The following is a 26,294-nucleotide window of genomic DNA, read 5'->3' on the forward strand; positions in this document are numbered from 1 at the left end:
TGGTGATCGCCAATCGGAATGCCTCGGAAAGTGTGGGGCTTGCCCACTATTACATGAAACGGCGCGGCATTCCCCAAGAACACCTGGTGATCCTGTGGGTGACAGACCAGCGGACATGCGGGCCTGGCCCTTGTGGGGAATCTGATCAACGGCACCACGAGCCTGCGCGAGCAGTTGGTAAAGCAAGTGCCAGGGCGACCGATGATCTCGCACGCGGATGTGGTCAAGACCGGCTTGGGGCTTCTGTGTCTGGGTCAGAGTGCCTTTGAAAACGCTGTGGGGGTTGCCGGTGATGAGGGGTTCAAAGAGGTGGACATTCAGAGGGCGCCTTCGCAAGAAATCTTGCGGCAACGTGTGGACAAGCACACGAGGGTTTTTGAACGCCTTGCCGGCGCAAGTAGCGTAGAACTGCTTGAGAGGGCCAGGGTTCCTGTGACGGCGCCTTCCACGGGGCATGTGCCTTTGGAGCTCGATGTTTTCTGCCTGGACAATTCCGACCATGAGGATGAAGTGATTCGGTTGTCCGAGAATCGGACTCTGAGGGAGCCGATTCACGGTGAGCTCAAGTCCAATTTGGACTTGGAGCGATTGCCCTCAGGAAAGTTTGCCGCCAATGCGCCTGTGTTGACCCTTGGCGGATCGGTATCCAACATCTTGCGCAACCTGGGCCAAAACGGGCACCTAGCCCATTTTTCGCCGGCTTGAATCGGCCCAAGCGGCGTCGCATAAAGACCGTGATCCAGGAACTGACCTATCCGGCGGGGCGTGTGATCCGAAGCGGCCGTCGGCTGGAGCACGAGTTTATCCGGCATTGTCCCTCTTTTCACCCTTTTCGGGGCTGTACTCTCAAATTTGCCCCAGGGCAGGGATCGCCGCTGCAAAAGCCTGAAAGCTCCTTCGGCCGTAAGCGGGGTAAGGTGTGTCCAAAATTGTCCAAGATGGCCCTCGTCATGAGGGCTTTTCAAGCCTTGAAAAGGCGATGACCCGAAAAAGCGGCTAAATCAGCGCATCAGTGACCCCCAAACTGAGTTCGGAACCCATGCGGGTCAGTTCATTCAATCACGTTTCACTGATTCAGGGATACGTAAAAGTATATTTCAAGAGAAGGATACACATGTCCCTCTTTGTAGGATGCTATCATAAGATTAAACTATCTCTGCCTAACCCAAGTTTGCCAGCATCGGGGATCATTTTTCAGAAATTTCTCGGCTGAGGTTCCCTAACCTGCTGAAAATACGTTCGAGATGAGGGTAAAAGTCGAATGTGCGCACCGTGGGGGCTTGGGCCTATGATAAGGTGCAGATCAGCAAGATTCTTAAGGAATGTGGCTTCAGCAAGCCGATATGGATCGGGCCAAGGTCTTGATGGTTGGAAAGCTGATCCATCCGGCAAGCGAGCGGGAAACCCATGGGTGGTTTCACCACAGGAGCGCTCTTGGTGAGGTGATGGATATCAAGGCAAAAGACATTTCTCTTTCCAGCCTGTATCGCACCTGCGACCGGTTGCTGTCCTGCAAGGAGGACATAGAGGGCTTTCTTGTGAATCAGGAAAGGAGCCTTTTGGGGCTGGGAGAAAAGCTCATCCTTTACCATCTGACCAACACCTCTTTTGAAGCTCATCCCAGGAGCTAAAAGGTTCAGCGGGGCGTTTCCAAGGAAAAGCGAACGGATCGGCCCCTTGTGACCTTGGGACTGGTGCTGGACGAAGAGGGCTTTCCCAAAACCAGCAAGGTTTTTGCCGGAAATGTCTCAGAACCGGCAACCCTAGAAGCCGTTGTAGATGAGATGCTTCTCCATCGCCCACGGCAGGTCCATTGACAGAGCCCCAGGCCCACGGTGGTCCTGGATGCGGGCATGGCCACGGAGGAAAATCTCAAGATGCTTCGCGCCAAGGGGCTCGATGACCTTTGTGTGGACCGACGACGGGTTGAAGGTTTTCCGGAGGGCGATCCACACGTTGTTCCCGAAGGTCCTTCGGGAACGGTCAGGGCGGTTCGACGCGCAGACTCTTGCGAAGTCCTCTTGTTTTGTGAAAGCGATACGGCCGGTCCATCACCGCCCATCGCGTCGCATTCACGGGCACCTTTTTGTCACCGTGCTTGCTTCCCATGTGCTGAGCGTTCTCCAGAGGACCCTTCATCCAGCTGGCATCCGCCACCACTGGTCCACCTTGCGAAGGCATCTGAATGGACAAGGACGGGTCACCACCTGCATGACCAACGACAAAGGACAGATTATCCACATTCGTCACACATGGGAGCCGAAGCCGACTCATGGGGAAATTGACAATGCCCTTGAACTAGCCTACCGCCCCTTAAAAGGGTCCAGTGCAGTGATTGAAAATGTGTAGTGAGAAATCAAAATAGACATTCCCCTCTGTGCCAATGAAGGTGAGTCACCTACCCCTTGTTAAATTTGAGTTGGGCGGGTAGGAGACAGGATCAGATGACATCAGTTCAGAATCGGCAAACGGGGGTAGGAATGGGGGTAACGGAAGGGGCCAGTAGGGCGTCTGGAGTTGCCCTCATGGCGACCAATCTCAACGCACCGGATCCGGAGGTCATGGAAAAAAAACGTCGCCGCAAATTCACGGCTGCTTATAAGTTGCGCATCCTCGAGGAAGCCGATGCCTGCACATTGCCTGGGCAGATCGGCGCCCTTCTCCGCCGGGAAGGCCTTTATTCATCGAATTTGACCACGTGGCGCAGACAACGAGATGAGGGGCAGCTCAAAGCATTGTCTCCCCGAAAACGGGGGCGAAAAGCGAACCCGGACCACCATCTTGCAAAACGTGTAGCCCAATTGGAGCGGGAAAATCAGCGCCTCAGAGACCAGATCAAAAAGGCGCAGACGATCATTGAGGTTCAAAAAAAAATCTCAGACCTCATGGGGATTCCCCAACCCAATCACGAAAGCGACGAGAGCAACTTATGAAAGCGGCGGTCCAATTGCGAACCGAGGTGGGAACCGTCCAGGCCTGTGATGCTTTGGGCATTGCCCGAGCAACCTTCTATCGTAGACTGAAACCCACCAGAGCCCAGGTAAATCGTCCGGCTCCGCCGTTGGCTCTTTCGGATCAGGAGAGGCAAACGGTGATAGACCTACTCCACTGCGAGAGATTTCAGGATGCTGCCCCTCGCCAGATCTTTGCGTGCCTGCTTGATGAGGGGACGTATCATTGCTCGGTGCGCACGATGTATCGCATTCTGAAAGACGAACATGGAAGCGTCAAGGAGCGTCGCCGGCAGGTGCAGCGCCCCGCTTACGAAAAGCCCGAGTTGCTCGCCACCCGCGCCAACGAGGTTTGGTCGTGGGACATTACAAAGTTATTGGGCCCCGTCAAGTGGACCTATTTTTACCTTTACGTGATCATGGACATCTTTAGCCGCTACGTGGTGGGATGGATGGTTGCCCACCGGGAAAGTGCGGCCCTGGCAAAGAGGCTCATTGAGGAGACCTGCAAAAAGCAGGGTATTGTTCACGGCCAACTTACAGTTCATGCGGATCGGGGATCCTCCATGACCTCGAAGTGTGTTGGCCAATTGCTATCGGACTTGGGGGTCACCAAAACCCATAGCCGGCCTCATGTGAGCAATGACAATCCCTATTCGGAAGCCCAGTTCAAGACCCTCAAGTACTGTCCGCAATTTCCAGGACGTTTCGGTTCCACCGAGGATGCCCGCTCCTTTTGCCGGAATTTTTTCAATTGGTACAATCGAGAACATCGCCACTCGGGTCTCGGGCTGGTCACACCGGAGCAGTTCCATTACGGGTTGGCGCCTCAGATCGTGGAGCATCGTCAACAGGTTCTCAAGCAAGCATTCGAGGCCAATCCTAGCCGTTTCAAAGGCAAGATACCCAGGCCTCCAGCATTGCCGACTGCCGCCTGGATCAACAAGCCTTCAAGCGACGCTGTAAGAGTCTAACATTTTACCGGAGGTGTCTCATTTTCATTGACACATTCCGTCCAGCAATAACAATAAGTGATGCGTAAAAATGAAACACTTGGGCTAGGGTTAGAACAGAATCTGGAACCCAGCGCCTAGTCCGTAATCAGAATTCCATCGAACCACGAAGGATAATCGCTTGTGGACCCGGTAGGACACACCTGCGCTTCCTTCCCACTTATCATGGGTGTCGTGTTGGGCTTCGCCCAACAGAGCGAGACGCGGCGTCAATTCGAAGGATTTACTCAAGTTGAACCTCGCACCGCCGTCGGTATCAATCCACACCCTAGATTCCAAGTTGAGCGGCAGCAGGTAGCGAAATCCAAACACCCCTCGGGTATGGTCGAGATCATCCCCTTCACCCAAGAGGTCGGCACCAGCGAGGATAGTGAAAAACCGGTTGATGTAGCGATCATAGGTGAAAATCCCTTCCCACTCGGTGTCGTCCACCTCCTGCCACCCCACTTCCCACTCTGCGGTCAGGATGTTGCGAGTGTTAGAGAGCATCAGAAAGCCATCAGTCATGCTACTGAGGGCATTGGCCTGGCCCCAAAAATACCAGGATTCCTTGTAGAGGTTAGGCCGGACTTCCGCTAGTTGTGGGTCGAGCGTAAAGCCCTCATAGTGCACGACTCGGGCCATCCCGCTTTCCATGTGGTAGAGCAAGTGACAGTGGAAGAACCAATCGCCGAACTCGTTAGCGTCGAATTCGATGACGGTCGTTGACATGGGGGCGACGTTGACGGTGTGTTTGAGTGGGGCGTAGTCGCCCTGGCCGTTGATGACTCGGAAGAAATGGCCATGAAGATGCATCGGGTGGTGCATCATGGTGCGATTGATCATGATAAAGCGTGCGACCTCGCCCTTACGGATGCGGATCGAATCACTCTCTGAGAGGGGCTTATTGTTGAGGAACCAGACATAGCGTTCCATGTCTCCGTCAAGAGTGAGGCGGATTTCGCGAACGAGTTTGTCCTTGGAAAAAGCAGTAGGCCTGGTGGCCCGCAGTTTGGCATAGGGTGGCCATGGGCGGCTCGGGTCCATGCCATCAACGGCAAGGTTTTTGGATGCAGAGACATCAGCAGCAAGGAAGGAAAAATCGGTGCCATAGTGTTTGCCTATCCTTGATGGCTGAGGAGATATCGCCATAGAGTGGCCGCCGTGTTCCATACCTTGTGCGGAGGTGGCGGGGTGCTCCATCGGCATACTTACATCGTGTGATGTATCCCCGGTGCCCACACTCGATGGATGATCCATACTTCCCATATGCATCGAGCCCATGCCCATCATTCCGGGCTGATCGAATTTGCCAGCTTCAACCTCACGATCGGACATACCCATGGTGCCAGCGGGGGTGAGGGAGAAGATCTTTTTCAGGCTGATATCGCCCATGGTGTGATATAAATTCGGTTTCGGCACATCCTGGGCACGGTGATGTTCGCCGGAACCTATCCAGACCGACGCGTAGCCCGTCCCGTCGTGGGCAGTGGCCCGGAATTCGTAGGCCCCGGAGCCGGGGACTCGGATGATCACATCATAGGTTTCAGCGACACAAATGAGAAAACGATTTTCCTTGAACGGCTCCACATCAAGGCCATCCGCAGCGACGATGGCCATCGGGCCACCGGCGAATTCAAGGTGGAAATAGGTGGTGGCAGAGCCGTTAATGATACGCAGCCGCACGGTTTCATTAGGCTCCGCATGGAAGGTTAATTCAGGCTTGCCGTTGGCGAGGAACCGGTCGTAGGCTACGTCAGCGATGTCCATGGCCGGCATGCGTTGGAGCTCTCGCTTGAAGTAGTCGCCGAGCATTCCGATGCGGGCGGCACCGAGAATGCTCTGGGCACTGCCCTTTTGGAGGGCATACCATTCACTATCGCGCTTGAGTGTTCGAATCACTTCCCGCGGATCCTCGTCGGTCCAGTCTGAGAGCAAAACAACATAATCACGGTCGGGCTTCGGGACGTTCTGGCGCGGCTCAATGACGATGGCACCGTAAACCCCGCTTTGCTCCTGCAGGCTAGTGTGGGAGTGATACCAGTAGGTTCCGTTCTGGCGAATGGGAAATTCATAGGTAAAGGTTGTTCCGGGCCTGATCGGAGGATAGGTAACATAGGGGACACCGTCCATATGGTTCGGCACGAGCAAACCGTGCCAATGGATGGAGGTTTCCACGCTCATATTGTTGTGGACGTGGATTCGGGCGGTGTCTCCCTCTTTGAAATACAAGGTTGGGCCCGGAATAGCACCGTTTATGGTCATGCCATATACAGGCTTTCCGGTGATGTTGACCTCCTGCTGGGCGATCGTGAGTTGGTATTCGACGGTGGACGCTTTGGCGGGTGTCCAGGTAAAAAGGGTGGCAAAAGTCAGACCAACAACTTTGATGTTTCTTACGAGCCACATCATGTCGAGCCCCTTTTTTGGTTAACGGTCGGGTTCTGCCGCGTTGCGGAGCGCAGCGGAGCAACGTCGGCTGCAACCCGTTGTTAGCCTGTCCTATTATGTAACGGACCGCTGCACCATCATTTCTGCGAGGTCCTATATCCTCCCGTCTCTTCCAGAAGAAATTGCTGGACTGCGACTTACGGAATCATAACTCCCTTTGCGCCTTCGGCAATAAGCGTGCTCTACAAAGACTTCACAATATCGTCCTCAACTCTGTCAAGAAAGCGGAAGGCTGAAGCAGCAAGTAAGACAGATCAACTTCAAAGGCAATCCATCTTGGCCCCAAAGCCTCTGCCACTGCGCCTGTGGTATTGGAACCGGCGAGGATGTCTAAAACCGTATCCCCTCCATCCGTAAGAAAATGGATAAAAAACTCATGGAGCTTCTCCGGGAACCTGGCTGGGTGGCCAGCGATACCTACTATTTTGCAACAGCTGAGCTACGGCGAGTTGCTCTCAGTGTTCGGAATTTGGAGTACGTTTGGCGGAATAGCCCCGCCCTTATCTTCTGCAAATCGGTCGCTGATGTCGTGCCCCGATGGTCTTTTCTTCGGCGAATAGTCTTTTTCGCTATTGTCAAGCAGTAGTTTCATCCGTTCCGAATAGGGTACTAAGGCCATTGTCCTATCCGTTTTGGGAAAATCTATTTTAAAAAACCCCCAGTTCGACACACAGCGGAGCCGGAGCTGACTCATGTGGAAATTGACCATGCCCCAGGACTAGCCTATCGCCCCTTAAAAGGGTCCAGCGCATTGATTGAAAATGTGTAGTGAAGAATCAAAATAGACATGCCAGTAATAACCATAAGTTATGCGTAAGAATGACAAACTTGGGCTAAGCTGTTTTTAATGTGAGGTATGTTCTGCCGAGAGGGTATTCTCCATCATATAATCTGATTCAGAGCAATATGGAAGCGGAGATCTTCGTTTCTCTGGGCTTGAGATGTTCGACTCGGAGCCATTCGGTATATGTTCATATATGAAAATATATGTCTTATGTGTTTCCCTGCCCGATGGAGAGTGTTGTTATCATGGTGTGCTATTGTCTGCCATCCTCTTAGTATGGAATGCGAGGTGGAGTATGAAACCGTATGTCTCTGTCATTATGCCAACGTATAACAGTTCGCAATTTGTGAGCGAGGCCATAAGCTCTGTGCTTGAACAAACATTTACTGACTTCGAGCTGATTATTATTGATGACGGATCAACAGATAATACATTGGAAGTGCTTGAGCGCTTTTCTAGGCTAGACAAAAGAGTGAAGGTTATCTCGCAAGAAAACTCCGGAGGCCCGTCAGCGCCTAGGAACCGCGGCATCGTAGAGTCCAGTGGAAAGTACTTGACGTTTCTGGACGATGACGATCTGTATTTGCCAAGTCGTCTCGAAAAGGCGTTGAATGTCTTGTGCGAAATAGAAGAAAAAAACTGCTTTATTGCAATAAATGATTACTCGATCCAGAACGATGTGGGGATCATCCCTTCAGCCTTTAGGCACAGGAACTTTTACAGGCTGTTGGATGAAAATGATAGTGTTAGGGCTGATAAGAGTTTTATTACAAATGTCGGTTCGCTATTTAAGTTTTCTTTGCTGAATTACTGCCCCATACACACAGATAGCATTACGGTTCAATCAGATATCTTAAAGTTGAACAACCTATATTTCTCGGAGGTCTTAACAAACGGCGAGGACACGCACTTGTGGCTCCGGATGATGCGGGACAGGGCGGTAGCAGTTATACCAGAGGTTCTTAGTGTTTACAGACGACGGAGAGGTAGCATCAGCGATGACGGCCTAAGGTTAGCTCTAGGGTCTTGGCGAGTCCAAAGTGAGGCGCATCGAAGTATTCGAAACTCATTTTGCGAGGCGAACCTTAGAAAGCATAAGAAGAGACTTGCAGGGATTCTCTTCGAGCTTGCCTATGCGGCTAGATATCGTGGCCTTTTGATCCTGGCCGTTACCGCACTACTAGCTAGCATCCGATTAGATATAGATATTACAACACGAGCTGTATGGCGGCTTGGTAAAACAATAGGCTTGGGCCCGTTGTACTTGCTTAGCGTAAGGTCTCGGCCGATGAGACTTCGGGAACAGATTCATACTAGTATTGAGATTATGTCCTTCGTGCATGCTTACCACTAGTCTTTTTCCGGAAATTGGTGCAACTGGTTTTCGCTAGGTAATCGGAGGGAAGTGAGGGGGGTGAGATCTAGGCCCGCAGGGAGCGCAAGCTTCACGAGGCCAGACAGCGGCGCAATGCCCGGCGCAGCGCCCAGAGGCAACGTCTTGTTGGGGAGACAAGGCCTTGAAGATCTGCCTTTTCGTGGCGGGCCATGCGTTTGTAGCACTTGCCGAGCCGGGCAATTTTCAATTCCTTAATCCATGAGATTGCGCCTATGCATAAGATTCTCTTACGGCATATGCTATTTACCTTAATCCGTGAAATAGCGCCTATGCATAAAACTATTTTACTTTAGATATCTCATTGGATTTACATCTCATTTATGCTATAGGGTCTCCTGTCACATTTTCACCCGGCAGGTGAACTCATGAAGAAAATTGAGATCGAACAATCTTCGAAGGCCTTCTACAGCGGACACGCGGGCTTGGCCCTTGTGGGGAATCTGATCAACGGCTACACGAGCCTGTGCGAGCAGTTGGAAAAGGAAGTTCCAGGACGGCCGATGATCTCGCACGCGGATGTGGTCAAGACCTACTTGGGGCTTCTGTGTCTGGGCAAGAGTGACTTTGAAGCCGCTGCAGAGGTCGCCGGCGATGACTGGTTCAAAGAGGCTCTGGACATTCAGAAGGTCCCTTCGCAAGAAACTTTGCGGCAACGTTTGGACAAGCACGCGAGAGTTTTCGAACGTCTTGTCGGCGCAAGTAGCGTAGAATTGCTTGAGAGGACCCAGGTTCCCGTGACGGCGCTTTCCACGGGGCATGTGCCTTTGGACATGGATGTTTTCTGCCTGGACAATTCCGACACAAAGAAAGAAGGGGTTTCGCGGACGTACCAGGACTACGACGGATATGCGCCGATCGGGGCCTACCTTGGCCAGGAGGGATGGTGTGTGGGCCTGGAGCTTCGCCCGGGGTCTCAGCATTCTCAGAGTGGATTTGTTGACTTTTTGCGTAAGGTGTTGGTGCATGCGCGCAAGGTGACCTGCAAGCCCCTTTTGGTGCGAACGGACGCGGCTCATGATGCCCTGGAAACGCTTGTGGAGCTTCGCCGACACCCCAAGCTGAGCTTTATCATCCAATGGAATCCGCGCAGGGCCGACGTCCTTTCCTGGCGTGATCGGGCCTTCAGGGAAGGCCGTGTGAGTGAGCCCCGGCCCGGCAAGAAAGTGGCGGTCTTCAGCACGTGGGTGACGCGACACCATGAAAAGAGAACCTATCGGTTTCGGCTGGTGATCCGGGTCACCGAGAGGATATGGGATAGCGAGGGACAAATCTTGATCCGGCCTGATATCAAGCTGGAGGGTTGGTGGACGTCGCTTTCCGTCCCTGAAGATGAAGTCATCGGGTTGTACGAGAAGCGGGGTCTGAGCGAGCAGTTTCACAGTGAGATCAAGTCCGACCTGGACTTGGAACGATTGCCGTCTGGAAAGTTTGCCACCAATGCGCTGGTGTTGACCCTGGGCGGACTGGCTTACAACATTTTGCGCATCCTGGGGCAAAACGGGCTCCTGGGCCATTTTTCGCCCGTACGGCATCGGGCCAAGCGACGTCGCGTAAAGACCGTGATCCAGGAGCTGATCTATATGGCAGCGCGCGTGATCCGAAGCGCTCGTCGGCTGAAGCTCCAGTTTGGTCGGCATTGTCCCGCTTTTCACGCTTTTCGGAGTGTTTATCTGAAATTTTGCCCAGCGTAGGGATCGCCGCCGCAAAAGCCTGAAAGCTCCTCTGGCCATAAGGGGGTGAAGAGTGTCCGAAAATGTCTGAGATGGCATCGTCATGAGAGCTTTTCAGTCCTTGAAAAGGCGATGACCCGAAAAAGTGGCTGAATCAGGGCATCAATGAGCCCCAAAATGGGTTCCGAATCCATGCTCGTCAGTCCACCCAATCACACTTCACTGATTCAGGTGAGGATCAAAAGGTGGCGTGTTTTTTCTGCTGGTTTGATTCACCTTTTCGGGGTGAGAGAGTTTGGGTATCTTTCTTCTTTCTTGAGGGCAATTGGGTATGGCGCTAAAGCAGGTGAGTAAATTACTCTGCCCTTTATTTAAAGTTTCCTGAATAACACATAACTTATTGTATTATTTGTATAAACATGCTATGTTAAGCGTCCAAAAATGCAAGCGAATCAGGCGATTTCTAAAAAGACCCTTGCACCAATCAACGGGCAATTCAGTACAGACACCGTGAAAAGCAGCTTAAATTTGTTGAGTTCCAGCCTCGCACTGGCTCCTCAAACTGTGTGTTGCGAGCACATCAAGGGGGCGCTGTGGTTTCACCCTGAGGTTTTGCGGGCTGAACAGCGGATATGAGAATCTTTGTTGCCGTGACAGTGGGGGTGTTGCTGTGGGGCGCTGGAGCTTCGGCCCTGGAACCGCACGAGGTTTTGGTGATCGCCAATCGGAATGCGTCGGAAAGTGTGGGGCTTGCCCGTTATTACATGAAACGGCGCGGCATTCCCCAAGAACACTTGGTGATCCTGTGGGTGACAGACCAAGAGAGCTGTTCCCGGGAGGACTATGATCTTCGGATCGCCGCGCCGGTGCGGCGGGCCGTGCAGGATCTTTCACGAAAGGGCGGTCTTCGGTGTCTTGTGACCGTGCGGGGTTTGCCTCTGCGTGTCAGTGCGCCGGAGCTCGATGCCGGGGAAAAGGCTCGAAAAGACAGCCTCGAAAAGGAACTGGCGGCGCTTAAAGACGCCCTCGCCCGCGCGGAAAAAGGATCTGCAGAGGCGGCCCGGCTGCAAAAAGAAATGGACGCCCGGCGGGAATCCCTCCGAAATCTTTCCAAGGAAAACCAAAGTGCCGCTGTGGATTCGGAATTGAGCCTCGTGATGGAACCGAATCCTCCCCTGGAGGGCTGGATTCCCAACCCCATGTTTGTGGGTTTTCGAGACCGATCCGGGATGCCCTTCCCAAAGAAGGTGCTCATGGTGTCCCGGTTGGACGGGCCGAGCGCCGACATTGTCAAACGCCTGGTGGACGACGCCATCGCCGTGGAGGCCGCCGGCCTCTCCGGAACCGCCTATTTCGATGCCCGATGGCCGAAGCCCAATGCGGAAAAAATGCCGAACCTGGACGGCGGCTACGCATTTTACGATGCCTCCATCCATAGGGCGGCGGACGCGGTGCAAAAGAGCGGACGTCTTCCCGTGGTGGTGGATGAACGCCAAGAACTCTTTCAGCCCGGCCAAGCTCCTCACGCAGCGCTCTACTGTGGTTGGTACAGCCTGGCCCGCTATGTGCCGGCCTTTACCTGGGTCCGCGGGGCCGTCGGCTATCACATTGCCAGCAGCGAGTGCTCGACGCTTCGTGCCGGGCCGAGCCAAGTGTGGTGCAAGCGCTTGCTGGAGGAGGGGGTCGCCGCCACACTGGGACCCGTGGATGAACCCTACGTGCAGGCTTTTCCCGTGCCGCACCTCTTCTTCGCCTTCCTGACGGACGGGCGCTTCACCCTGGCGGAAGCCGCTTTTTTCTCTCTCCCCTTTATCTCATGGCGCATTGTGCTTGTTGGGGATCCGCTTTACCGCCCCTTCGGCAAAGTTCCCCCCGGGAAGGCGGCTGACAATTGAACTTTCACGGCACCCCGTTCGATGGGCCCTCTTAGGGGTGGAGATCCATCTCTTTCAGTTTGTAAAGCAGGGTACGATAGCTGATCTTGAGGATGCGTGCGGCCTGACGGCGGTTCCAGTTCACTTCCCGCAGGACATATTCCAAAATGGCGCGTTCGACTCGTTCCACGGCGCGTTGGCGGATTTCTTTGAGGGAAGGATAGCCTTGCTCGCCCTCGGCCATGGCACGGAGCTCTTCCGTGGCCTTGCGGACAATGTGATCTTCGGCCAGACGCGGGCCGTTGTTGGAGGGTTCCTCACGAGATTGATGGTCCAGAATCCGTCGAATTTCGTCCTCGATTTCTTGGGAGTTCCTGAGGACACACAACCGCTTCAAATAATTTTCCAGTTCTCGAACGTTCCCCGGCCAGTGATACTGGTAAAAGAGCTTGAAGAGACTCCGCGGTACCGGATAGGGTTCCAGGCCGTGTTCCTTCTTGAAGAGCTTCATGAAAAAATGAACGAGAGGTTCAATGTCTTCCGGGCGTTCTCTGAGAGGCGGCACGGCGATGCTGATGGTATTGATGCGGTAATAAAGATCTTCCCGGAAGCGGCCTCGCTCAATTTCCGTCTGCAGATGGATGTTCGTCGCGGCGATGACCCGAGCATTGTTGGGGATTTCCTGATTGCCTCCGATGCGAGGGAATTTATTGTCCTGAAGCACCTGAAGGAGCTTGGCCTGCAAAGGTAGAGGAATTTCCCCGATTTCGTCGAGAAAGATGGAACCTTTCCCGGCTGCTTCGAACTTTCCTTTCTTTTGCCGGTCCGCCCCGGTAAACGCACCTTTTTCGTAGCCGAACAGCTCCGATTCCATAAGTTCCCCGGGAAGGGCCGCACAATTCACCTTGAGAAAGGGTTCCGGGCGCCTTCGGGAATAGTAGTGAAGGGCGCGAGCAACCAGTTCCTTGCCGACGCCGCTTTCGCCGGTGATAAGGACCGTCAGGTTGACATCCGCCACACGACGGACCAACTGGCGGATCTTTTCCATAGAGGGGCTGATACCGATGATCTGCGGTTCCGTCACGGTGGTATCTTATCCTGTATCGGAGCCCATGCGGGGCGGTTCGTCGCGGCCTTTCAGGCCTTGATGACAATTCAATTGCCGTCCAGGGCTCACTGACCCCGCAGAAGGGTCTCGACGATCTCGGCCAAGTTCTTCAGGTCGAAAGGCTTGGAAAGCACGTGGTCAGCATGCTCCTCCTGGGCTAATTTCTCCGGGGAGTTCCCGTAGCCCGTGATGCAGACCACCGGCACCTCCGGGGAGCGTTCTTTGCTCAGTTTCACAAGGCCGATGCCGCTCACATAGGGAAGCATCACGTCGACGATGAGCAGGTCAAAGGGCTCTCGGTCCATGCATTCCATGCCCTCCAGACCGTCGGCGGCCTGCACCACGTCATACCCGATTTCCCGGAGGAAGGTCCCTAGAAGCTCTCTCAGTCCGCTATCGTCTTCAATCACCAGAATTTTCGCCATGAACGAATGGTCCCCTCCATGAAAGGGGGTTGTCTCGCGGTTTCCCCACGCCTGCGCTCTGCCCTGCTTCACGCCGAGATAGGGCAACCTGGATTTAAGTGATGTTATCGGTCCTGCGTCGCCCCTGTCAACGAGAAACTGGCAAAAGTATGCAAAACTTTACATCTTCAGGCCGCCATGGACACCGCGTCCCGGTGGGATTGCCGGACACCCCCAAAGGCCCTTAGGGAGTTCAGGAAAATCTCGAATCGTGTCGTGAGGGCCTGGGTTCGGTCCAGAGGCCTGAACCCATGGCCGCTTTTTTTTGGGGGAACGAGGATGCGCGGCGTTCAAGCCATGAGAAAGGCTTTGCACAGTGTGCAAAAAGGGGAGCGATTTTCCGGCATGGGGCGGTGTGCCGACGGATTGAAAGGCTCTCCGGGATTCATCGCCCCGGCCGAGGTTTGTACAGCCTCGGGCGCTCTGTGAGCGTCGGGGTCAGGATCCACCGGGATCCGGTCCAGGTGGCGTGCACGGCGCCGTGAAGGTCGGTCCGTAAAACAGAAAGGCCCTTTTCCTGAAGCCGCTGCAGTATGGACGGAGCAGGAAAGCCGAAAGGATTGGCATTGCCGCACGAGATGAGCACGCCTTGGGGTGCCAGGGCGTCTAACAGTGGTTCCCCGGTGGAGGTGCCGCTCCCGTGATGGGCCGCCACGAGGAGCCACTGGGATGTCCTGAAGTTCCACCGCCGAAGCAGGCTTTGTTCGGTGCCGTGCCCGATGTCTCCAGGGAGAAGCGCTCCCGCACGTCCATAGGTGACGGCCACCACCAGGGAAGCTTCGTTGAGGTCTTTGGGGCCTTGAGCGTCTCCCCCATGGGATTTCGTGGGATGGAGCCCATGCAGGCGACAAGTGCCTAGGGTGCCCAAATCCACGGTGCCGTCGGGACCTTCGATGCCGTCGGTGAGGGTCATGAGGGTTGGAATGCGGCGTCGGGCCGCCACGTCCACCAATGCGGATCCTGTCAGGCCTTGGGAGGTGAGCCCCGTTTCCACATAACGACCGACGGGAAACGTTTCCAGGATGAAACGCAGCCCGTTGCGATGGTCGGGATGATCGTGACTCAAGACAACGGCATCCAGGCGTCGAATCCCCATGGCCCACAGCGCCGGAGCCACCACGTATCGTCCGACGTCAAAGGAATCGTCGTAAAATCCGCCTCCGTCCACAAGCATTGCGGCGTTGGGCGGGCATCGGACCAGGGTGGCTGACCCTTGCCCCACGTCCAGCGCGGTAACCTGAAATAACGGCGCCTGAGGCGGCTTGAAAACCCAAGTTCCCCACAGGGCCCAAAGGATCCAGGCCAAGACCGAAGCGGATGTGGCCCCGGCCTGGATTCTCAGAGACAACGGCACAGCCCAAAGACTCAAGATTCCATAAAAGGCCGCAACGGCGGCCAAAGACACCGGTCCCACGTGAGCGAAGGCATAGGGTAGAGCCGCAAAGGCGTCGATCAGCCAAAGCAGGGCTTGCAGAGCCCACCCGATGGGAGTGAGGGCGACGGAGGCGAAGGCCGGAAGGATCGCCGAAGCGGCCAGGACGGCCAGTCCCGGCGGCAGCACCGCCACGGCCAAGAAGGGGACGATAATCGTGTTGGCGGCAAGGCCGGCCAGGGAGATCCCGTGAAAATGGTACGCCGTGAGCGGCGCCACGGCCAAAGTGGCGACGGCGGAAATCAAGAAAGCGTCCACAAACAGTCGGACCAAAGGCTGGAGCTTTTGGGGGAAACGGGACAGGGCTTTCTGAGTGCGCTCGCGCCACGGAGGATAGAAAAGCCCCAGTCCCCCCACGGCGGCAAAGGACAGTTGAAACGAGGGGCGGAAGAGGTGGTTGGGATCGGCGCAAAGGATGAAGACAGCAGCGCCGCTCACCAACGATAAAGGATCGGGTCTGCGATAGAGCACCAAGGCCATGGCGGCTCCGGCAAGCATAAGGAGCGCCCTTTGGGTGGGGACGGCAAAGCCTGCCAAGAGGGCATAAATTGCGGCGGCGGCGCATCCGGCCCACCAGGCGAGGTGGACGTCGGGGATTCTAAGGAGCGCGTGAGGCAAAAACAACCGCAGAAAAAGCTGTGCCAGTCGAAAGGCGGCCCAGGCTGCAAGGCCCACGTGGAGTCCGGAGATGGCCAACAGGTGCAAGACGCCCGCTTTCTGAAATCGGTCCTGAAGCGGACGGGGCACGGCATGGCGATAGCCCAGAAAAAGGGCCTGAGCCATGGCCGCTGCGGGTTCAGGCATGTTTTTTTGAAGAATGCGCCGAAGATGCCCGCGCAGCGCATCGATATCACCGAAGAAAGCGACATCCTGGGGCGCACCGGCCGAGTCTCGCGGCACACGAACCCAGGAAATGTCGCTTTTGGTTGAGGCGCGAGCAAAAACGCCTCGGCGTGCCAGGTCCGCCACGTAATCGTATCGCCCGGGGTTTTCAAAGTTGGAGAGGGGCCGAAGAGTGAGGGGCATCTCCACCACATCACCCGCGTTCCACGATTGCACCACTTTGCGCACGGACACATGAACCCCTACACGCGGCCCGCCTGGGAAAAGGGTCGTGAATGATTCGGGCTCTCCAAGGGGTGATGTGGCCGTTTCCTGATCTGACAATGTCGGGGATGACGGTGCGTCGGGATTTTCGGCCACGGCCAGAAGGGTGACGGGGAACACGGTCTTTTCGGGATAGACATCGGGGAAAGGCTGAAGAAGGACGCGGTAGCGCCGTTCCTTTCCGTCCAGAAACGCCGCCAAGGACGGAGGGGGAACGGCTTTTTTTTCGGCTCGACCCCACAGGAAAGACCCAAAGCTTGCCACAGCGAGACACAGGAAAGCGGCGGCGCTCAGCCGCCAAAACCCTGAGGCCCTCCGGGATCCCCGAGCCGTCGCGAGGCCGAGAGCCGCCCAAACCACCGCCGCGGCGAAAGCCGACGTGCCGTCGTGAAGGCCTTGATGGCGCGCCCAGGCGATGCCCACGGCCAAGGCGACGGCCACAGGCACCAGGGGGCGATATCCCAACACGTTGCCCGAAGACATGTCCGCCCTCCTGGACATCCACGCTGCACTCCCGACGCCTTCTCGCACTAGCCGATCCCAAGCCTGAGGATCATAAATCGTCTTCAGGGAGCCGATCCGGGACCGGCCCGCACCGGTTTTCACCGGGGCACCGGGATGGGCGCCGCTTAGAGGTCGCTCGGGGTTATTTTTTCAGAGCGGCGCACCTGCACATGCGTCAGGCACGCCGGGATTCCATGGACATGCCTGTGAGGCGCACAGCGGCACGATAGAGCACAGACGGCGGGGAGACCGCTCTTCCCCACATTGTGGAGAACTCCACGTCTGAAGCGACTCGTTATTCTTTTTCCCGCCAAATGCGGGCGCCCACGGCCTGCAGTTTGCCGTCCAGATTTTCGTAACCCCGTTCCAGGTGATAGATGCGGCTGACATCCGTGCGGCCTCGAGCGGCCAGACCCGCCAAAACCAGGGATGCCGACGCGCGAAGATCCGTGGCCATGACCGGGGCACCGGAAAGACAGGGCACACCGCGCACCACGGCACTTCGGCCGTCCAGAACAATGTCGGCCCCCAGACGTCTCAGTTCGCTCACGTGCATGAACCGGTTTTCGAAGATCTGTTCCTTGATGACGCTCACCCCGTGGCCCAGGGTCATCAGGGCCATGAACTGGGCTTGCATGTCCGTAGGGAAGCCGGGATAAGGCCATGTGGTGGCGTTCACGCTGCGGATGGGGCCTTCGGGGGCTTCGGCCGTGAGTGTTTCTCCTTCGGGGGTGATGGTCATGCCGGCATCGCGAAGCTTTCGGACTACGGCGTCCACATGGTCCGGGCGGCACCCCATGAGCCGCAGGCGCCCTCCGGTGATGCCCGCAGCCACCAGGTATGTGCCCGTTTCGATGCGGTCGGGAATGACTCGGTGCGATCCGGCCTGGAGGGATTCCACCCCGTGAATGCGTACCACGGCGGTGCCCACGCCGCTGATGCGCGCGCCCATGGCCGTGAGGTAATCGGCGAGATCCACCACTTCCGGTTCTCGAGCGGCGTTTTCCAAAACGGTTTCTCCTTCGGCCAGGCAGGCGGCCATCATGAGGTTTTCCGTTCCCGTGACCGTTACCTGGTCAAAAGTGAAATCGGTGCCTCGAAGTCGGTCACAACGCACATGGACGTAGCCGCCTTCCAGTTCCACGTGGGCGCCCATGGCCTGAAGCCCGCGAAGGTGCAAGTCGATGGGCCGAGCCCCGATGGCGCAGCCCCCGGGCAGGGACACGCGCGCCCGCCCGTACCGTGCGGCCAGAGGCCCCAGGACCAGCACGGCAGCGCGCATGGTCTTGACGAGTTCATAGGGCGCTTCCGGTTGGGTGATGGATGAGGTGTCGATGGTCAGCGTGTCGCCATGGTGCGTGGAGGCGCCCATGTGTTGCAGGAGACTTTCCATGGTGCGAATGTCTCGAAGCCGAGGCACGTTCCACAGGACATGGCGTCCAGGTGCCAGAAGGGTGGCCGCCATGAGAGGCAGGGCCGCGTTTTTGGCCCCGCTGATGGGGATTTCCCCGTGTAACGGAACACCACCTTCAATGACCAGTTTGTCCATCACATCCCTTTCTCGTTGTCGTCATCAAGACCCTGCCCCGACTCCCGGCGCCTTAACCGTCTTTGCTTTTCACAATTCTGAGGACCCTATCCTTTCCCCCGTAGTCTTTATGCACGGAGACTGCGTGGTCCTTTCCGAGAGACTCCGCCCATTCCTGAAGCTTTGAAGCTTGAGCGGCTCCGATTTCCATGAGCAACACGCCTTGGGGGCCGAGCAGAGGCACAGCTTCGCGAAGAAGGCGCGCGGGGAGTGCGGTCCCGTCGCTTCCTCCACCCCACAGGGCGGCTCGGGGCTCAAAGCGGGAAATTTCCGGCGCCAAGGCAGGCCATTCCCCTTCGCCGATGTAGGGAGGATTGGCGCAAATCAGGTGAAACGGGGGAGGAGATGGGCGAAACGGCGCGGTGAGGTTCCCGCGGACGAAATGGATGCGCCCCTCCACCCCATGGCGCACGGCGTTTCGGCGTGCCACTTCCAACGCTCCCTGAGAGATGTCTACGGCCAGGATCCGCCACAGCGGTCGTTCGGTGGCCAGCGAAATGGCGATAGCCCCGGATCCCGTTCCCACGTCGAGAGCGCAAAGGGGCGTGTCGGCAAAGGCTTCCAGGGCCAGTTCCACCAGAAGTTCCGTTTCCGGCCGCGGGATCAGCACGTCAGGAGAGACTTCCAGCTCCAGGGACCAAAATTCCTGGCGGCCGGTGATGTATTGGGTGGGTTCCCGTGCCGCGCGGCGTTGAATCAGAGCGCGGTATCGCGCCAGTTCCTCGGGGCGAAGGGGCTGGTCGTGGCGCAGATAAAGGTCCACACGGCGCAGATTCAGGGCATGGGCCAGCAGCACTTCCGCATCGGAACGAGGCTGTTCCAGCCCCCTGCGCCGGAAATAGTCCGTGGTCCAATGGAGCACCTTGAGAATGGTCCAGATTTCATCGGCCATGGTGTGTGGACTTGGGGAGACCTTAGAGATTCCCCTCTTGAAGCGCTTCCGCTTGGGCGGCGGCGATCAACGGGTCGATGATGTCGTCCAAGGCGCCCATCATGACCTCTTCGAGCTTGTAGAGCGTGAGATTGATGCGGTGGTCGGTAACGCGGTTCTGCGGAAAATTGTACGTGCGGATGCGTTCGCTGCGATCGCCGGATCCCACCTGGCTTTTCCGTTCCTGGGCGATTTTGGCTTCCTGTTCCGAACGCATCATGTCCAGCAGGCGCGCCCGAAGCACCTTCATGGCTTTGGCCTTGTTCTTGTGCTGGGATTTTTCATCCTGGCACACCACGACCAGACCTGTGGGCAGATGGGTGATGCGTACGGCAGAGTCCGTGGTGTTCACGCTTTGACCGCCCGGGCCCGAGGATCGAAACACATCCACGCGCAGATCGTTGGGGTCGATCTCCACGTCCACTTCTTCGGCTTCCGGAAGCACGGCGACGGTCACGGCGGAGGTGTGGATCCGGCCCTGACTTTCTGTTTCCGGGACGCGTTGCACGCGATGCACGCCCCGTTCGAATTTCAATCGGCTGTAGGCCCCCGCACCGTTGATCGCGGCAATGACTTCCTTAAACCCCCCGATGCCCGTCGGATGCACGTCCAGAAGTTCCACCTTCCATCCACGATTTTCAGCGTAGCGCGAATACATGCGGAAAAGATCCGCGGCAAAGAGCGCCGCTTCGTCCCCGCCCGTTCCCGCTCGAATCTCCAGGATCACATTCTTTTCATCGTTGGGATCCTTGGGAACCAGCATGCGCTTGAGAGCCTGTTCAGTGTCTTCCAGGTCCTTTCGAAGCCGGTTGATGTCTTCCCGGATGAGCTCACGCATTTCAGGATCATTTTCTTGGCGCAGGAGTTCCTGATTCGCCTCGATTTCCTGTTGAGCTTTTCGGTAGCGCCGCAGAGCCTCCACCAAAGGCGACAGGTCCGCATGTTCCTTGGCGACCTTTTGATATTCCTTGGGCTGACTGAGCAGTTCGGGGTCGCTCAGCAGCGCTTCCAACTCGGCGTGACGTTCTTCCAGTCCGGCCAGTCGATCAAACATAGGGATTCCGGTCAGTGGCAAAAGACGCAAAAAAACCCGGACGCTCTTCCAAACCCCTCGAGGGCGGCCGCCCTGCGAGGATGAGGTGCCGGGTCAGGGCTTTTAACGGTTTTCCTGAGTTTTTTCCTGATTCTTTTGGTACTGTTCATATTTTTTCATGAACCGCTCAATGCGTCCACCCGTGTCCACCAGTTTCTGTTTGCCCGTAAAGAACGGGTGGCACTTGGAACAAATCTCGACACGGATATCCTTTTTTGTGGAACCCGTCTGGATTTCGTTGCCGCAGGCGCAGCGGATCACTGTCTGAAAGTACTGAGGATGAATGTCCTTTTTCATGATCGCCTCCGTATGGGTTCTTTTTTCAAGAGCACCTGATTATAGCGACGGGAATCCCAGTTTCAAGAAATTTCTTGACCCTTTGAGATGGAGGCATTGAGGAGTGTTGCCGGCTTCGCCTGCCGTCGCCGGTTTTCTTGATCACCCTAGCGATTCATAGATGCGAGGAAATCCGCGTTGTCTTTGGTGCCCTGCATCTTGTCCAAGAGGAATTCCATGGCGTCCACGGGGTTTAAGGGCGAGAGGAGCTTTCGCAGAATCCAAATACGGTTCAGGTCCTCAGGGGGCAGGAGAAGTTCTTCCTTGCGGGTTCCGGACCGGTTGATGTCGATGGCCGGGAAGATCCGCCGATCGGCGAGTTTACGGTCCAGATGGATTTCCATGTTACCCGTCCCCTTGAACTCCTCAAAAATCACTTCGTCCATCCGGCTTCCCGTGTCGATGAGGGCCGTGGCGATAATGGTGAGGCTTCCGCCCTGTTCGATATTTCGGGCTGCACCGAAAAAGCGCTTCGGGCGGTGGAGTGCATTGGAATCCAGGCCGCCCGAAAGGATTTTGCCGCTGGGCGGCACCACCGTGTTGTAGGCTCGAGCCAGGCGGGTGATGCTGTCCAGCAGAATGACCACGTCTCGGCGGTGTTCCACGAGCCGCTTAGCCTTTTCGATGACCATTTCGGCCACCTGCACGTGCCGTTGCGCCGGTTCGTCAAATGTGGAACTCACCACTTCCGCCCGCACGTTGCGCTCCATATCCGTGACTTCTTCCGGGCGTTCGTCGATGAGAAGCACGATGAGGTAGGCGTCCCGGTGATTTTTGGCGATGGCGTTGGCGATGTTTTGGAGCAGCATGGTCTTGCCGGTGCGGGGTGGCGCGACAATCAGGCCCCGCTGACCGAATCCTACGGGGGTGAGCAAGTCCATCACCCGGGTGGAATAGTTGTCCGATGTGGTTTCCAGGTTGATCCGCCGGTCAGGGTAGATGGGCGTGAGGTTGTCGAAGAGGATCTTGTCTTTGGCCACCTCGGGTTCTTCGTAGTTGACCGCTTCGACCTTAAGGAGAGCGAAGTACCGTTCATTGTCTTTGGGGGGGCGGATCTGACCCGAGATGGTGTCACCCGTGCGCAGATTGAACCGTCGAATCTGGGAAGGGCTGACATAAATGTCATCCGGGCCCGGCAGGTAGTTGTAGTCCTGGGTCCGCAGGAACCCGAACCCGTCGGGCAGGATTTCCAAGACACCTTCGCCGTAGATGAGGCCGCTCATTTCCGCCTGCGCCTGCAGGATGGCGAAAATGAGGTCCTGCTTGCGCATGGACGTGGCTCCTTCGATTTGCAAGGCGCGAGCGAGAGAGACGAGTTCTTTGATGTTACGTTTCTTGAGTTCCACCAGATTCATTTCTCGATGGACCGGGGCGTCCTTCCTGGCTGCCGTGGTGGTGGAAACTGCATTGGTGTGGTTATTTTCGGTCATTACCCTTTCCTCTTTTCCCCGTCAAAATCCCAGGCGGGTCCAAATGCTCTTGCCGTCGCCCTGTCGGTTCAGGCACTCTTGGCAGTCGGCAAGAATCTTTTCGATGTCCTTTTGATATCCTAACTTTTCCACCGCATGGGGGTAATCTTCCTGAAGACGGGTCAGGCGCAGATGGGCGGCTCGGTATTTTCCCATGCGGTAATACATGCGTCCGATTCTGAATTCATGAGCGGCAATGCGTTTTTCACATTCGAAGATCTGGGCCTGGGCCTTGGCGGCATATTCCGTGCCAGGGTAAAGCTCGATAAGCCGTCGGAAGGTCTCCATGGCCTTATGGGTCTGATCCTGATCCCGGTCCATGGACGGGGAGATGAGATACTGACTCATGCCCAACTGGTAAAGCACATAGGGGATGGCGTCGTTTCGGGGGTGAAGCCGCACAAATTCTTCATAGGCTAGGGCGGCTTCCTCATAATTTTTCTTGTAAAAATGGGCATCCCCGATTTTAAGCTCGGCCAGGATGGCGTATTTGCTGTAGGGGTATCGCTCTTTTAATTTTTGAAAAGCTTCCAAAGCCTTGCCGTATTTCTTGGCCCGCATGGCTTCCATACCGTCCCAGGCCAATTGTTCCGGCGTGCGCTCCACGGCATCTCCTGAGCCGAAAAGGTCGTCGAAGTAATAAGTCACAAGATTTGTCCCGCACCCGGAGAGAAGAATCGTGCACAGCGTCAACACCGTCGCCCCGCGAAGCGCCAAACCCAGGCGGAATTGACGAAAACTTTTCATGGTGGACCGCTCCATGACATGGGATGGTGTGGATGTTATCCGTGGTGGGCCATGGTTTCCACATAGCGCCCGGCGCAGAATGCCGCCGTGGCACCGTCTCCCACGGCGGTGACGATCTGGCGGAGGCTTTTGGATCGCACATCGCCGGCGGCGAACACACCCGGGACCGTGGTGGCCATATTGTCGTCGGTGATGAGGAACCCCAGGGCGTCTCTTCGGATATCTTGAGGGACCCATTGAGTATTGGGCAGAAGCCCCACGAAGATGAACACGCCGGAAACGGCCAATTGGGACTTTTCGCCGGTAACGGTATCCTGCAGCTCCAGATGGGTGACGCCTTGCGGCCCGCCCACAACTTCGGTGACGATCCGATTCCAGTGGAAGGAAATCTTGGGGTTGGCGAACGCTTCTTCTTGGAGGATCTTGATGGCTCGCAACGTGTCGCGACGATGGATGATGTGCACCTGGGAAGCGAATTTTGTCAGGTAGACGGCTTCTTCCACCGCGGTATCGCCGCCTCCGATGACCGCAACGGCTTCATTCCGGTAAAAGGGCCCGTCGCAGACGGCGCAATAAGAAACCCCGCGTCCCGTGAGTTCCGCTTCGCCCTTGACCTGCAACTTCTTGGGCGCACAGCCCGTGGCGATAATGACGGTCTTGGCGAAGATGGGACCATCCGGCGTCTGGAGCACCTTGATGGGTGCGGAGACATCCATGGATGTAATTTCCGCGCTGCGGTGTTCCATGCCAAAGCGGAGGGCCTGGGTCTTAAACAGTTCTGTCAGCTCGAACGTGCTCACTCCCTCGGGGAAGCCTGGGTAGTTGTCCACCTTTTCATAGGTGAGCAGCTGACCGCCGAGGCCGATCCGTTCCACCAGAAGGGTGCGGTAGCGGGCTCGACTCGCGTAAAGGGCCGCCGTCAGACCCGCCGGGCCTCCGCCCACGATCACCATGTCATACGGTTTAGGGGTTGTCATGGGGATTCGGTACGCATCCGCGAAGGGCGTTCATGGACCCGAAAAAGGGTCCATGGCGATTCGAGTCATTGGAAGGGGAAGGCTCAGGACACCACCTTGTCCACGGCCGCGGCGATCTGGGACTTGGCGACAGCACCCGTGATCTGTTCCGTCACGGTCCCGTTCTTGAAAAGGATCAGAGTCGGGATGGCACGAATACCGAACCGGGCTGGCGTGTTGGGATTTTCATCCACATTGCATTTGGCGACTTTGAGCTTTCCCGCATATTCGGCCGACAGTTCGTCGATCACCGGAGCAATGGCCCGGCACGGCCCGCACCACGGCGCCCAAAAATCGACAAGGACCGGAATGCTGGATTGGAGAACTTCTTGTTCGAAACTGCCGTCCGTGATTTCGATAATGTTCTTTCCTGCCATGTGAGCACGCCTCCCTGGAAAACTGTGCTGGGGTCCTTAGGGGCCTTTTCCCGACTCTTTTCTCTCAAACCCTCATAGAACGCAATAAACGCACTATAAACCAGCCCGTTTTTTTTTGTCAACGCCCGCAGCACCGGCTCCACCTCCGCACAGGGTACCATCGGTTTCATTTTCTGGGCTTGAAAATGTCGAGTCCCGCGGAGTAGGGGAATGGAGGGTGGCCGTTCATGAAGGGGAGCATGTGCCGTCCCGATTTCTGGACTTCAGAATTTCCACCTGCCAGCCTTCCCCGTCCGAGGGTCTCCATTGCCCCTTGGCCTATGGCCTCGGTGCCGACCTTGGCACGATGCGTCGTGGAGCACTCTTCTTTCCTTTGGGATGTTTTGGGTCGCATTGCGGAAAGGGTGCTGGGGGACCGAAGTGTTCTCGAAGAATCTTTACCCGCCCCGGGGCATGGGTAAAAAACTGGAGCCGGGCGTTGCCGTCATCTCCGATCGGCCCAAAGTTCTTCCCCTGGGGTGCCGGGAGTCTGCCCATGGCGAAAGATCGAACCGTCTTTCAATGTGTGGAATGCGGCTATGAAAGTCCCAAATGGCTTGGCCGATGTCCCGGCTGCCAAGCCTGGAACAGCCTGCAAGAGGCCGTCAAATCGGCTTCGTCGCCTTCTGCGGGCAAGGGCCGTTCCGTGTCCGCGCCGCAAGCCGTTCGTCTTTTCGATGTGCCCCTTGTCGGAGACATGCGCCTCAAATCCGGCATGGACGAATGGGACCGCGTGCTGGGCGGGGGGCTTGTTCCAGGATCCATTATCCTGCTTGCCGGCGATCCGGGAATCGGCAAATCCACGCTGCTCCTGCAAGCCCTCGGGTCCATGGCGCATTTCGGCCCCGTCCTCTATGTCTCCGGGGAGGAAAGTCTGGCCCAGATCAAGCTTCGGGCCCAGCGCCTCGGTCTCACGCGGACGGATTCCCTGTGGGTGCTTGCGGAAACCCGCGTGGACGCCCTCGCCCCCGTGCTGGAAAACCTTCCGGTCACCGTTCTGGCGGTGGATTCCATCCAGACCATGCGTCTGGATCTTTTGGAGAGCGCTCCCGGCTCCGTCTCCCAAGTCCGAGAATCGGCCGCATGGTTGCAACGCATGGCCAAAGAAAAAAACATGGGCGTCTTTCTCGTGGGCCATGTCACCAAAGAAGGCATCGTGGCCGGCCCGCGTGTGCTGGAACATCTCGTGGATGCCGTGCTTTACTTGGAAGGGGATCGCAGCCATACCTTCCGGCTTCTACGTGCCGTGAAAAACCGATTTGGATCCACAAACGAAATCGGTGTGTTCGAAATGAAGGAATCGGGTTTGGCCCAGGTGCCCAATCCGTCGCGTTTTCTTTTGGCAGAACGGCCCAAAGGGGTTTCGGGTTCGGTGGTCGTTTGCGCCATGGAAGGCACACGGCCCATCCTCGTGGAAGTGCAAGCCTTGGTCTCCTCCAGCGGATGGGCTCAACCTCGGCGCACTTTCATGGGCGTGGACGCCAACCGCGTTTCGCTGCTCCTGGCGGTTCTGGAAAAGAAGATGGGTTTTCATTTCATGCAGCAGGACGTGTTCGTCAATGTGGCGGGAGGCGTAAAGCTCACCGAAACCGCGGCGGATCTCGCCGTGGTCCTGGCTTTGGTGAGCAGCACGATGGAAGTGCCTTTGCCCGAAGATCTGGTGGCCTGGGGGGAAGTGGGCTTGGCCGGGGAGGTCCGCGGCGTGGGGCATGCGGCCCGGAGATTGGCCGAAGCCACTTCTTTGGGGTTTCGCACGGTCGTGTGCCCTCGCGGCAACCAAGACCAATTGACGGCAGGCGACCTTGAAGGAACATGCATAGGGGTGAAATCCGTAGACGAAGCCATCAAAAGAGTTTTCGGGTAGACCTCACCACGGTTTCCGAAAGGGGCGCAAACGACCTTTTCGCCTTTGCTTGTGCACATCCCCCGCACCCTGGGTTCACTACCCGATCCCCTGAAACCGTC

At 56.7% G+C, this 26,294-nt stretch carries 20 protein-coding genes; 7 read left to right on the forward strand and 13 right to left on the reverse strand.

Annotation, left to right across the window (positions count from 1 at the left end; all coding sequences use genetic code 11):
• The first annotated feature begins 201 nt into the window (after nucleotides 1-201).
• From ACZ5K9_RS12365 to ACZ5K9_RS12375, 3 genes are all read left to right on the forward strand, one after another.
• Complete coding sequence (locus tag ACZ5K9_RS12365; RefSeq protein WP_464271640.1) at nucleotides 202-705, forward strand: hypothetical protein; 504 nt, start codon at nucleotides 202-204, stop codon at nucleotides 703-705.
• Between the two features lie 617 nt (nucleotides 706-1,322).
• Nucleotides 1,323-1,631 carry a hypothetical protein gene (locus ACZ5K9_RS12370; RefSeq protein WP_464271641.1) on the forward strand — a complete coding sequence of 103 codons (309 nt, stop codon included), beginning with the start codon at nucleotides 1,323-1,325 and terminating at the stop codon, nucleotides 1,629-1,631.
• A gap of 894 nt (nucleotides 1,632-2,525) precedes the next feature.
• Nucleotides 2,526-3,925 (forward strand): IS3 family transposase gene (locus ACZ5K9_RS12375; protein ID WP_464271224.1). Its coding sequence is split into 2 segments (ribosomal slippage): nucleotides 2,526-2,877 and nucleotides 2,877-3,925, totalling 1,401 coding nucleotides; the frame shifts between segments, so codons are not numbered across the junction.
• Nucleotides 3,926-4,015: 90 nt separating this feature from the next.
• Here the strand turns inward: ACZ5K9_RS12375 and ACZ5K9_RS12380 are convergent.
• Nucleotides 4,016-6,355, reverse strand: coding sequence for a multicopper oxidase domain-containing protein (locus ACZ5K9_RS12380; RefSeq protein ID WP_464271642.1), 2,340 nt, complete (start codon nucleotides 6,353-6,355; stop codon nucleotides 4,016-4,018).
• A 232-nt stretch (nucleotides 6,356-6,587) separates the two neighbouring features.
• Nucleotides 6,588-6,818, reverse strand: coding sequence for a DNA methyltransferase (locus tag ACZ5K9_RS12385; RefSeq protein ID WP_464273971.1), 231 nt, complete (start codon nucleotides 6,816-6,818; stop codon nucleotides 6,588-6,590).
• 655 nt (nucleotides 6,819-7,473) lie between these two features.
• Here ACZ5K9_RS12385 and ACZ5K9_RS12390 point away from each other — a divergent pair.
• From ACZ5K9_RS12390 to ACZ5K9_RS12400, 3 genes are all read left to right on the forward strand, one after another.
• Complete coding sequence (locus tag ACZ5K9_RS12390; protein ID WP_464271643.1) at nucleotides 7,474-8,532, forward strand: glycosyltransferase family 2 protein; 1,059 nt, start codon at nucleotides 7,474-7,476, stop codon at nucleotides 8,530-8,532.
• A gap of 407 nt (nucleotides 8,533-8,939) precedes the next feature.
• On the forward strand, nucleotides 8,940-10,265 hold the full coding sequence (locus ACZ5K9_RS12395) for an IS1380 family transposase (protein ID WP_464271614.1): 1,326 nt from the start codon (nucleotides 8,940-8,942) through the stop codon (nucleotides 10,263-10,265).
• A gap of 611 nt (nucleotides 10,266-10,876) precedes the next feature.
• Nucleotides 10,877-12,139 (forward strand): TIGR03790 family protein, encoded by a 1,263-nt coding sequence (locus ACZ5K9_RS12400; protein WP_464271644.1) that lies wholly within the window; start codon nucleotides 10,877-10,879, stop codon nucleotides 12,137-12,139.
• Between the two features lie 31 nt (nucleotides 12,140-12,170).
• Here the strand turns inward: ACZ5K9_RS12400 and ACZ5K9_RS12405 are convergent, their stop codons facing one another.
• From ACZ5K9_RS12405 to trxA, 11 genes are all read right to left on the reverse strand, one after another.
• Nucleotides 12,171-13,202, reverse strand: a complete 1,032-nt coding sequence (locus ACZ5K9_RS12405; RefSeq protein ID WP_464271645.1) for a sigma-54 interaction domain-containing protein — start codon at nucleotides 13,200-13,202, stop codon at nucleotides 12,171-12,173.
• An 89-nt stretch (nucleotides 13,203-13,291) separates the two neighbouring features.
• The gene (locus tag ACZ5K9_RS12410; protein ID WP_464271646.1) at nucleotides 13,292-13,651 is read right to left on the reverse strand and encodes a response regulator; all 360 of its coding nucleotides are present in this window, start codon (nucleotides 13,649-13,651) and stop codon (nucleotides 13,292-13,294) included.
• Between the two features lie 424 nt (nucleotides 13,652-14,075).
• Nucleotides 14,076-16,712, reverse strand: coding sequence for a DNA internalization-related competence protein ComEC/Rec2 (locus tag ACZ5K9_RS12415; RefSeq protein ID WP_464271647.1), 2,637 nt, complete (start codon nucleotides 16,710-16,712; stop codon nucleotides 14,076-14,078).
• A gap of 316 nt (nucleotides 16,713-17,028) precedes the next feature.
• Complete coding sequence (murA, locus tag ACZ5K9_RS12420) at nucleotides 17,029-18,282, reverse strand: UDP-N-acetylglucosamine 1-carboxyvinyltransferase (protein WP_464271648.1); 1,254 nt, start codon at nucleotides 18,280-18,282, stop codon at nucleotides 17,029-17,031.
• Between the two features lie 52 nt (nucleotides 18,283-18,334).
• Nucleotides 18,335-19,213, reverse strand: a complete 879-nt coding sequence (gene prmC / locus ACZ5K9_RS12425) for a peptide chain release factor N(5)-glutamine methyltransferase (RefSeq protein WP_464271649.1) — start codon at nucleotides 19,211-19,213, stop codon at nucleotides 18,335-18,337.
• Nucleotides 19,214-19,235: 22 nt separating this feature from the next.
• Nucleotides 19,236-20,306, reverse strand: coding sequence for a peptide chain release factor 1 (gene prfA / locus ACZ5K9_RS12430; RefSeq protein ID WP_464271650.1), 1,071 nt, complete (start codon nucleotides 20,304-20,306; stop codon nucleotides 19,236-19,238).
• Nucleotides 20,307-20,408: 102 nt separating this feature from the next.
• Nucleotides 20,409-20,642: a 50S ribosomal protein L31 gene (gene rpmE, locus ACZ5K9_RS12435; RefSeq protein ID WP_464271651.1), complete on the reverse strand. Its 234-nt coding sequence runs from the start codon at nucleotides 20,640-20,642 to the stop codon at nucleotides 20,409-20,411.
• Between the two features lie 146 nt (nucleotides 20,643-20,788).
• On the reverse strand, nucleotides 20,789-22,036 hold the full coding sequence (rho, locus tag ACZ5K9_RS12440) for a transcription termination factor Rho (protein ID WP_464273972.1): 1,248 nt from the start codon (nucleotides 22,034-22,036) through the stop codon (nucleotides 20,789-20,791).
• A 96-nt stretch (nucleotides 22,037-22,132) separates the two neighbouring features.
• Nucleotides 22,133-22,897, reverse strand: coding sequence for an outer membrane protein assembly factor BamD (locus tag ACZ5K9_RS12445; RefSeq protein WP_464271652.1), 765 nt, complete (start codon nucleotides 22,895-22,897; stop codon nucleotides 22,133-22,135).
• Nucleotides 22,898-22,932: 35 nt separating this feature from the next.
• Entirely contained in the window at nucleotides 22,933-23,874 is a 942-nt protein-coding gene (gene trxB, locus ACZ5K9_RS12450; protein WP_464271653.1) for a thioredoxin-disulfide reductase, read from the reverse strand.
• 83 nt (nucleotides 23,875-23,957) lie between these two features.
• Nucleotides 23,958-24,290, reverse strand: a complete 333-nt coding sequence (trxA, locus tag ACZ5K9_RS12455; protein ID WP_464271654.1) for a thioredoxin — start codon at nucleotides 24,288-24,290, stop codon at nucleotides 23,958-23,960.
• 535 nt (nucleotides 24,291-24,825) lie between these two features.
• On the opposite strand from trxA, the gene radA reads away from it, so the two are divergent.
• Nucleotides 24,826-26,193 carry a DNA repair protein RadA gene (gene radA, locus ACZ5K9_RS12460; RefSeq protein WP_464271655.1) on the forward strand — a complete coding sequence of 456 codons (1,368 nt, stop codon included), beginning with the start codon at nucleotides 24,826-24,828 and terminating at the stop codon, nucleotides 26,191-26,193.
• The last annotated feature ends 101 nt before the right edge of the window (nucleotides 26,194-26,294 follow it).

The sequence above is a fragment of the Desulfosoma profundi genome (assembly GCF_055387865.1).

Excerpts from the sequence above, each read along its gene's own strand:
- ACZ5K9_RS12365 (WP_464271640.1), top strand. The coding sequence starts at position 202 with ATGATCTCGCACGCGGATGTGGTCAAGACCGGCTTGGGGCTTCTGTGT.
- ACZ5K9_RS12370 (WP_464271641.1), top strand. The coding sequence starts at position 1,323 with ATGTGGCTTCAGCAAGCCGATATGGATCGGGCCAAGGTCTTGATGGTT.
- ACZ5K9_RS12380 (WP_464271642.1), bottom strand. The coding sequence starts at position 6,355 with ATGATGTGGCTCGTAAGAAACATCAAAGTTGTTGGTCTGACTTTTGCC.
- ACZ5K9_RS12390 (WP_464271643.1), top strand. The coding sequence starts at position 7,474 with ATGAAACCGTATGTCTCTGTCATTATGCCAACGTATAACAGTTCGCAA.
- ACZ5K9_RS12395 (WP_464271614.1), top strand. The coding sequence starts at position 8,940 with ATGAAGAAAATTGAGATCGAACAATCTTCGAAGGCCTTCTACAGCGGA.
- ACZ5K9_RS12400 (WP_464271644.1), top strand. The coding sequence starts at position 10,877 with ATGAGAATCTTTGTTGCCGTGACAGTGGGGGTGTTGCTGTGGGGCGCT.
- ACZ5K9_RS12410 (WP_464271646.1), bottom strand. The coding sequence starts at position 13,651 with ATGGCGAAAATTCTGGTGATTGAAGACGATAGCGGACTGAGAGAGCTT.
- ACZ5K9_RS12415 (WP_464271647.1), bottom strand. The coding sequence starts at position 16,712 with ATGTCTTCGGGCAACGTGTTGGGATATCGCCCCCTGGTGCCTGTGGCC.
- murA (WP_464271648.1), bottom strand. The coding sequence starts at position 18,282 with ATGGACAAACTGGTCATTGAAGGTGGTGTTCCGTTACACGGGGAAATC.
- prmC (WP_464271649.1), bottom strand. The coding sequence starts at position 19,213 with ATGGCCGATGAAATCTGGACCATTCTCAAGGTGCTCCATTGGACCACG.
- prfA (WP_464271650.1), bottom strand. The coding sequence starts at position 20,306 with ATGTTTGATCGACTGGCCGGACTGGAAGAACGTCACGCCGAGTTGGAA.
- rpmE (WP_464271651.1), bottom strand. The coding sequence starts at position 20,642 with ATGAAAAAGGACATTCATCCTCAGTACTTTCAGACAGTGATCCGCTGC.
- rho (WP_464273972.1), bottom strand. The coding sequence starts at position 22,036 with ATGAATCTGGTGGAACTCAAGAAACGTAACATCAAAGAACTCGTCTCT.
- ACZ5K9_RS12445 (WP_464271652.1), bottom strand. The coding sequence starts at position 22,897 with ATGAAAAGTTTTCGTCAATTCCGCCTGGGTTTGGCGCTTCGCGGGGCG.
- trxB (WP_464271653.1), bottom strand. The coding sequence starts at position 23,874 with ATGACAACCCCTAAACCGTATGACATGGTGATCGTGGGCGGAGGCCCG.
- trxA (WP_464271654.1), bottom strand. The coding sequence starts at position 24,290 with ATGGCAGGAAAGAACATTATCGAAATCACGGACGGCAGTTTCGAACAA.
- radA (WP_464271655.1), top strand. The coding sequence starts at position 24,826 with ATGGCGAAAGATCGAACCGTCTTTCAATGTGTGGAATGCGGCTATGAA.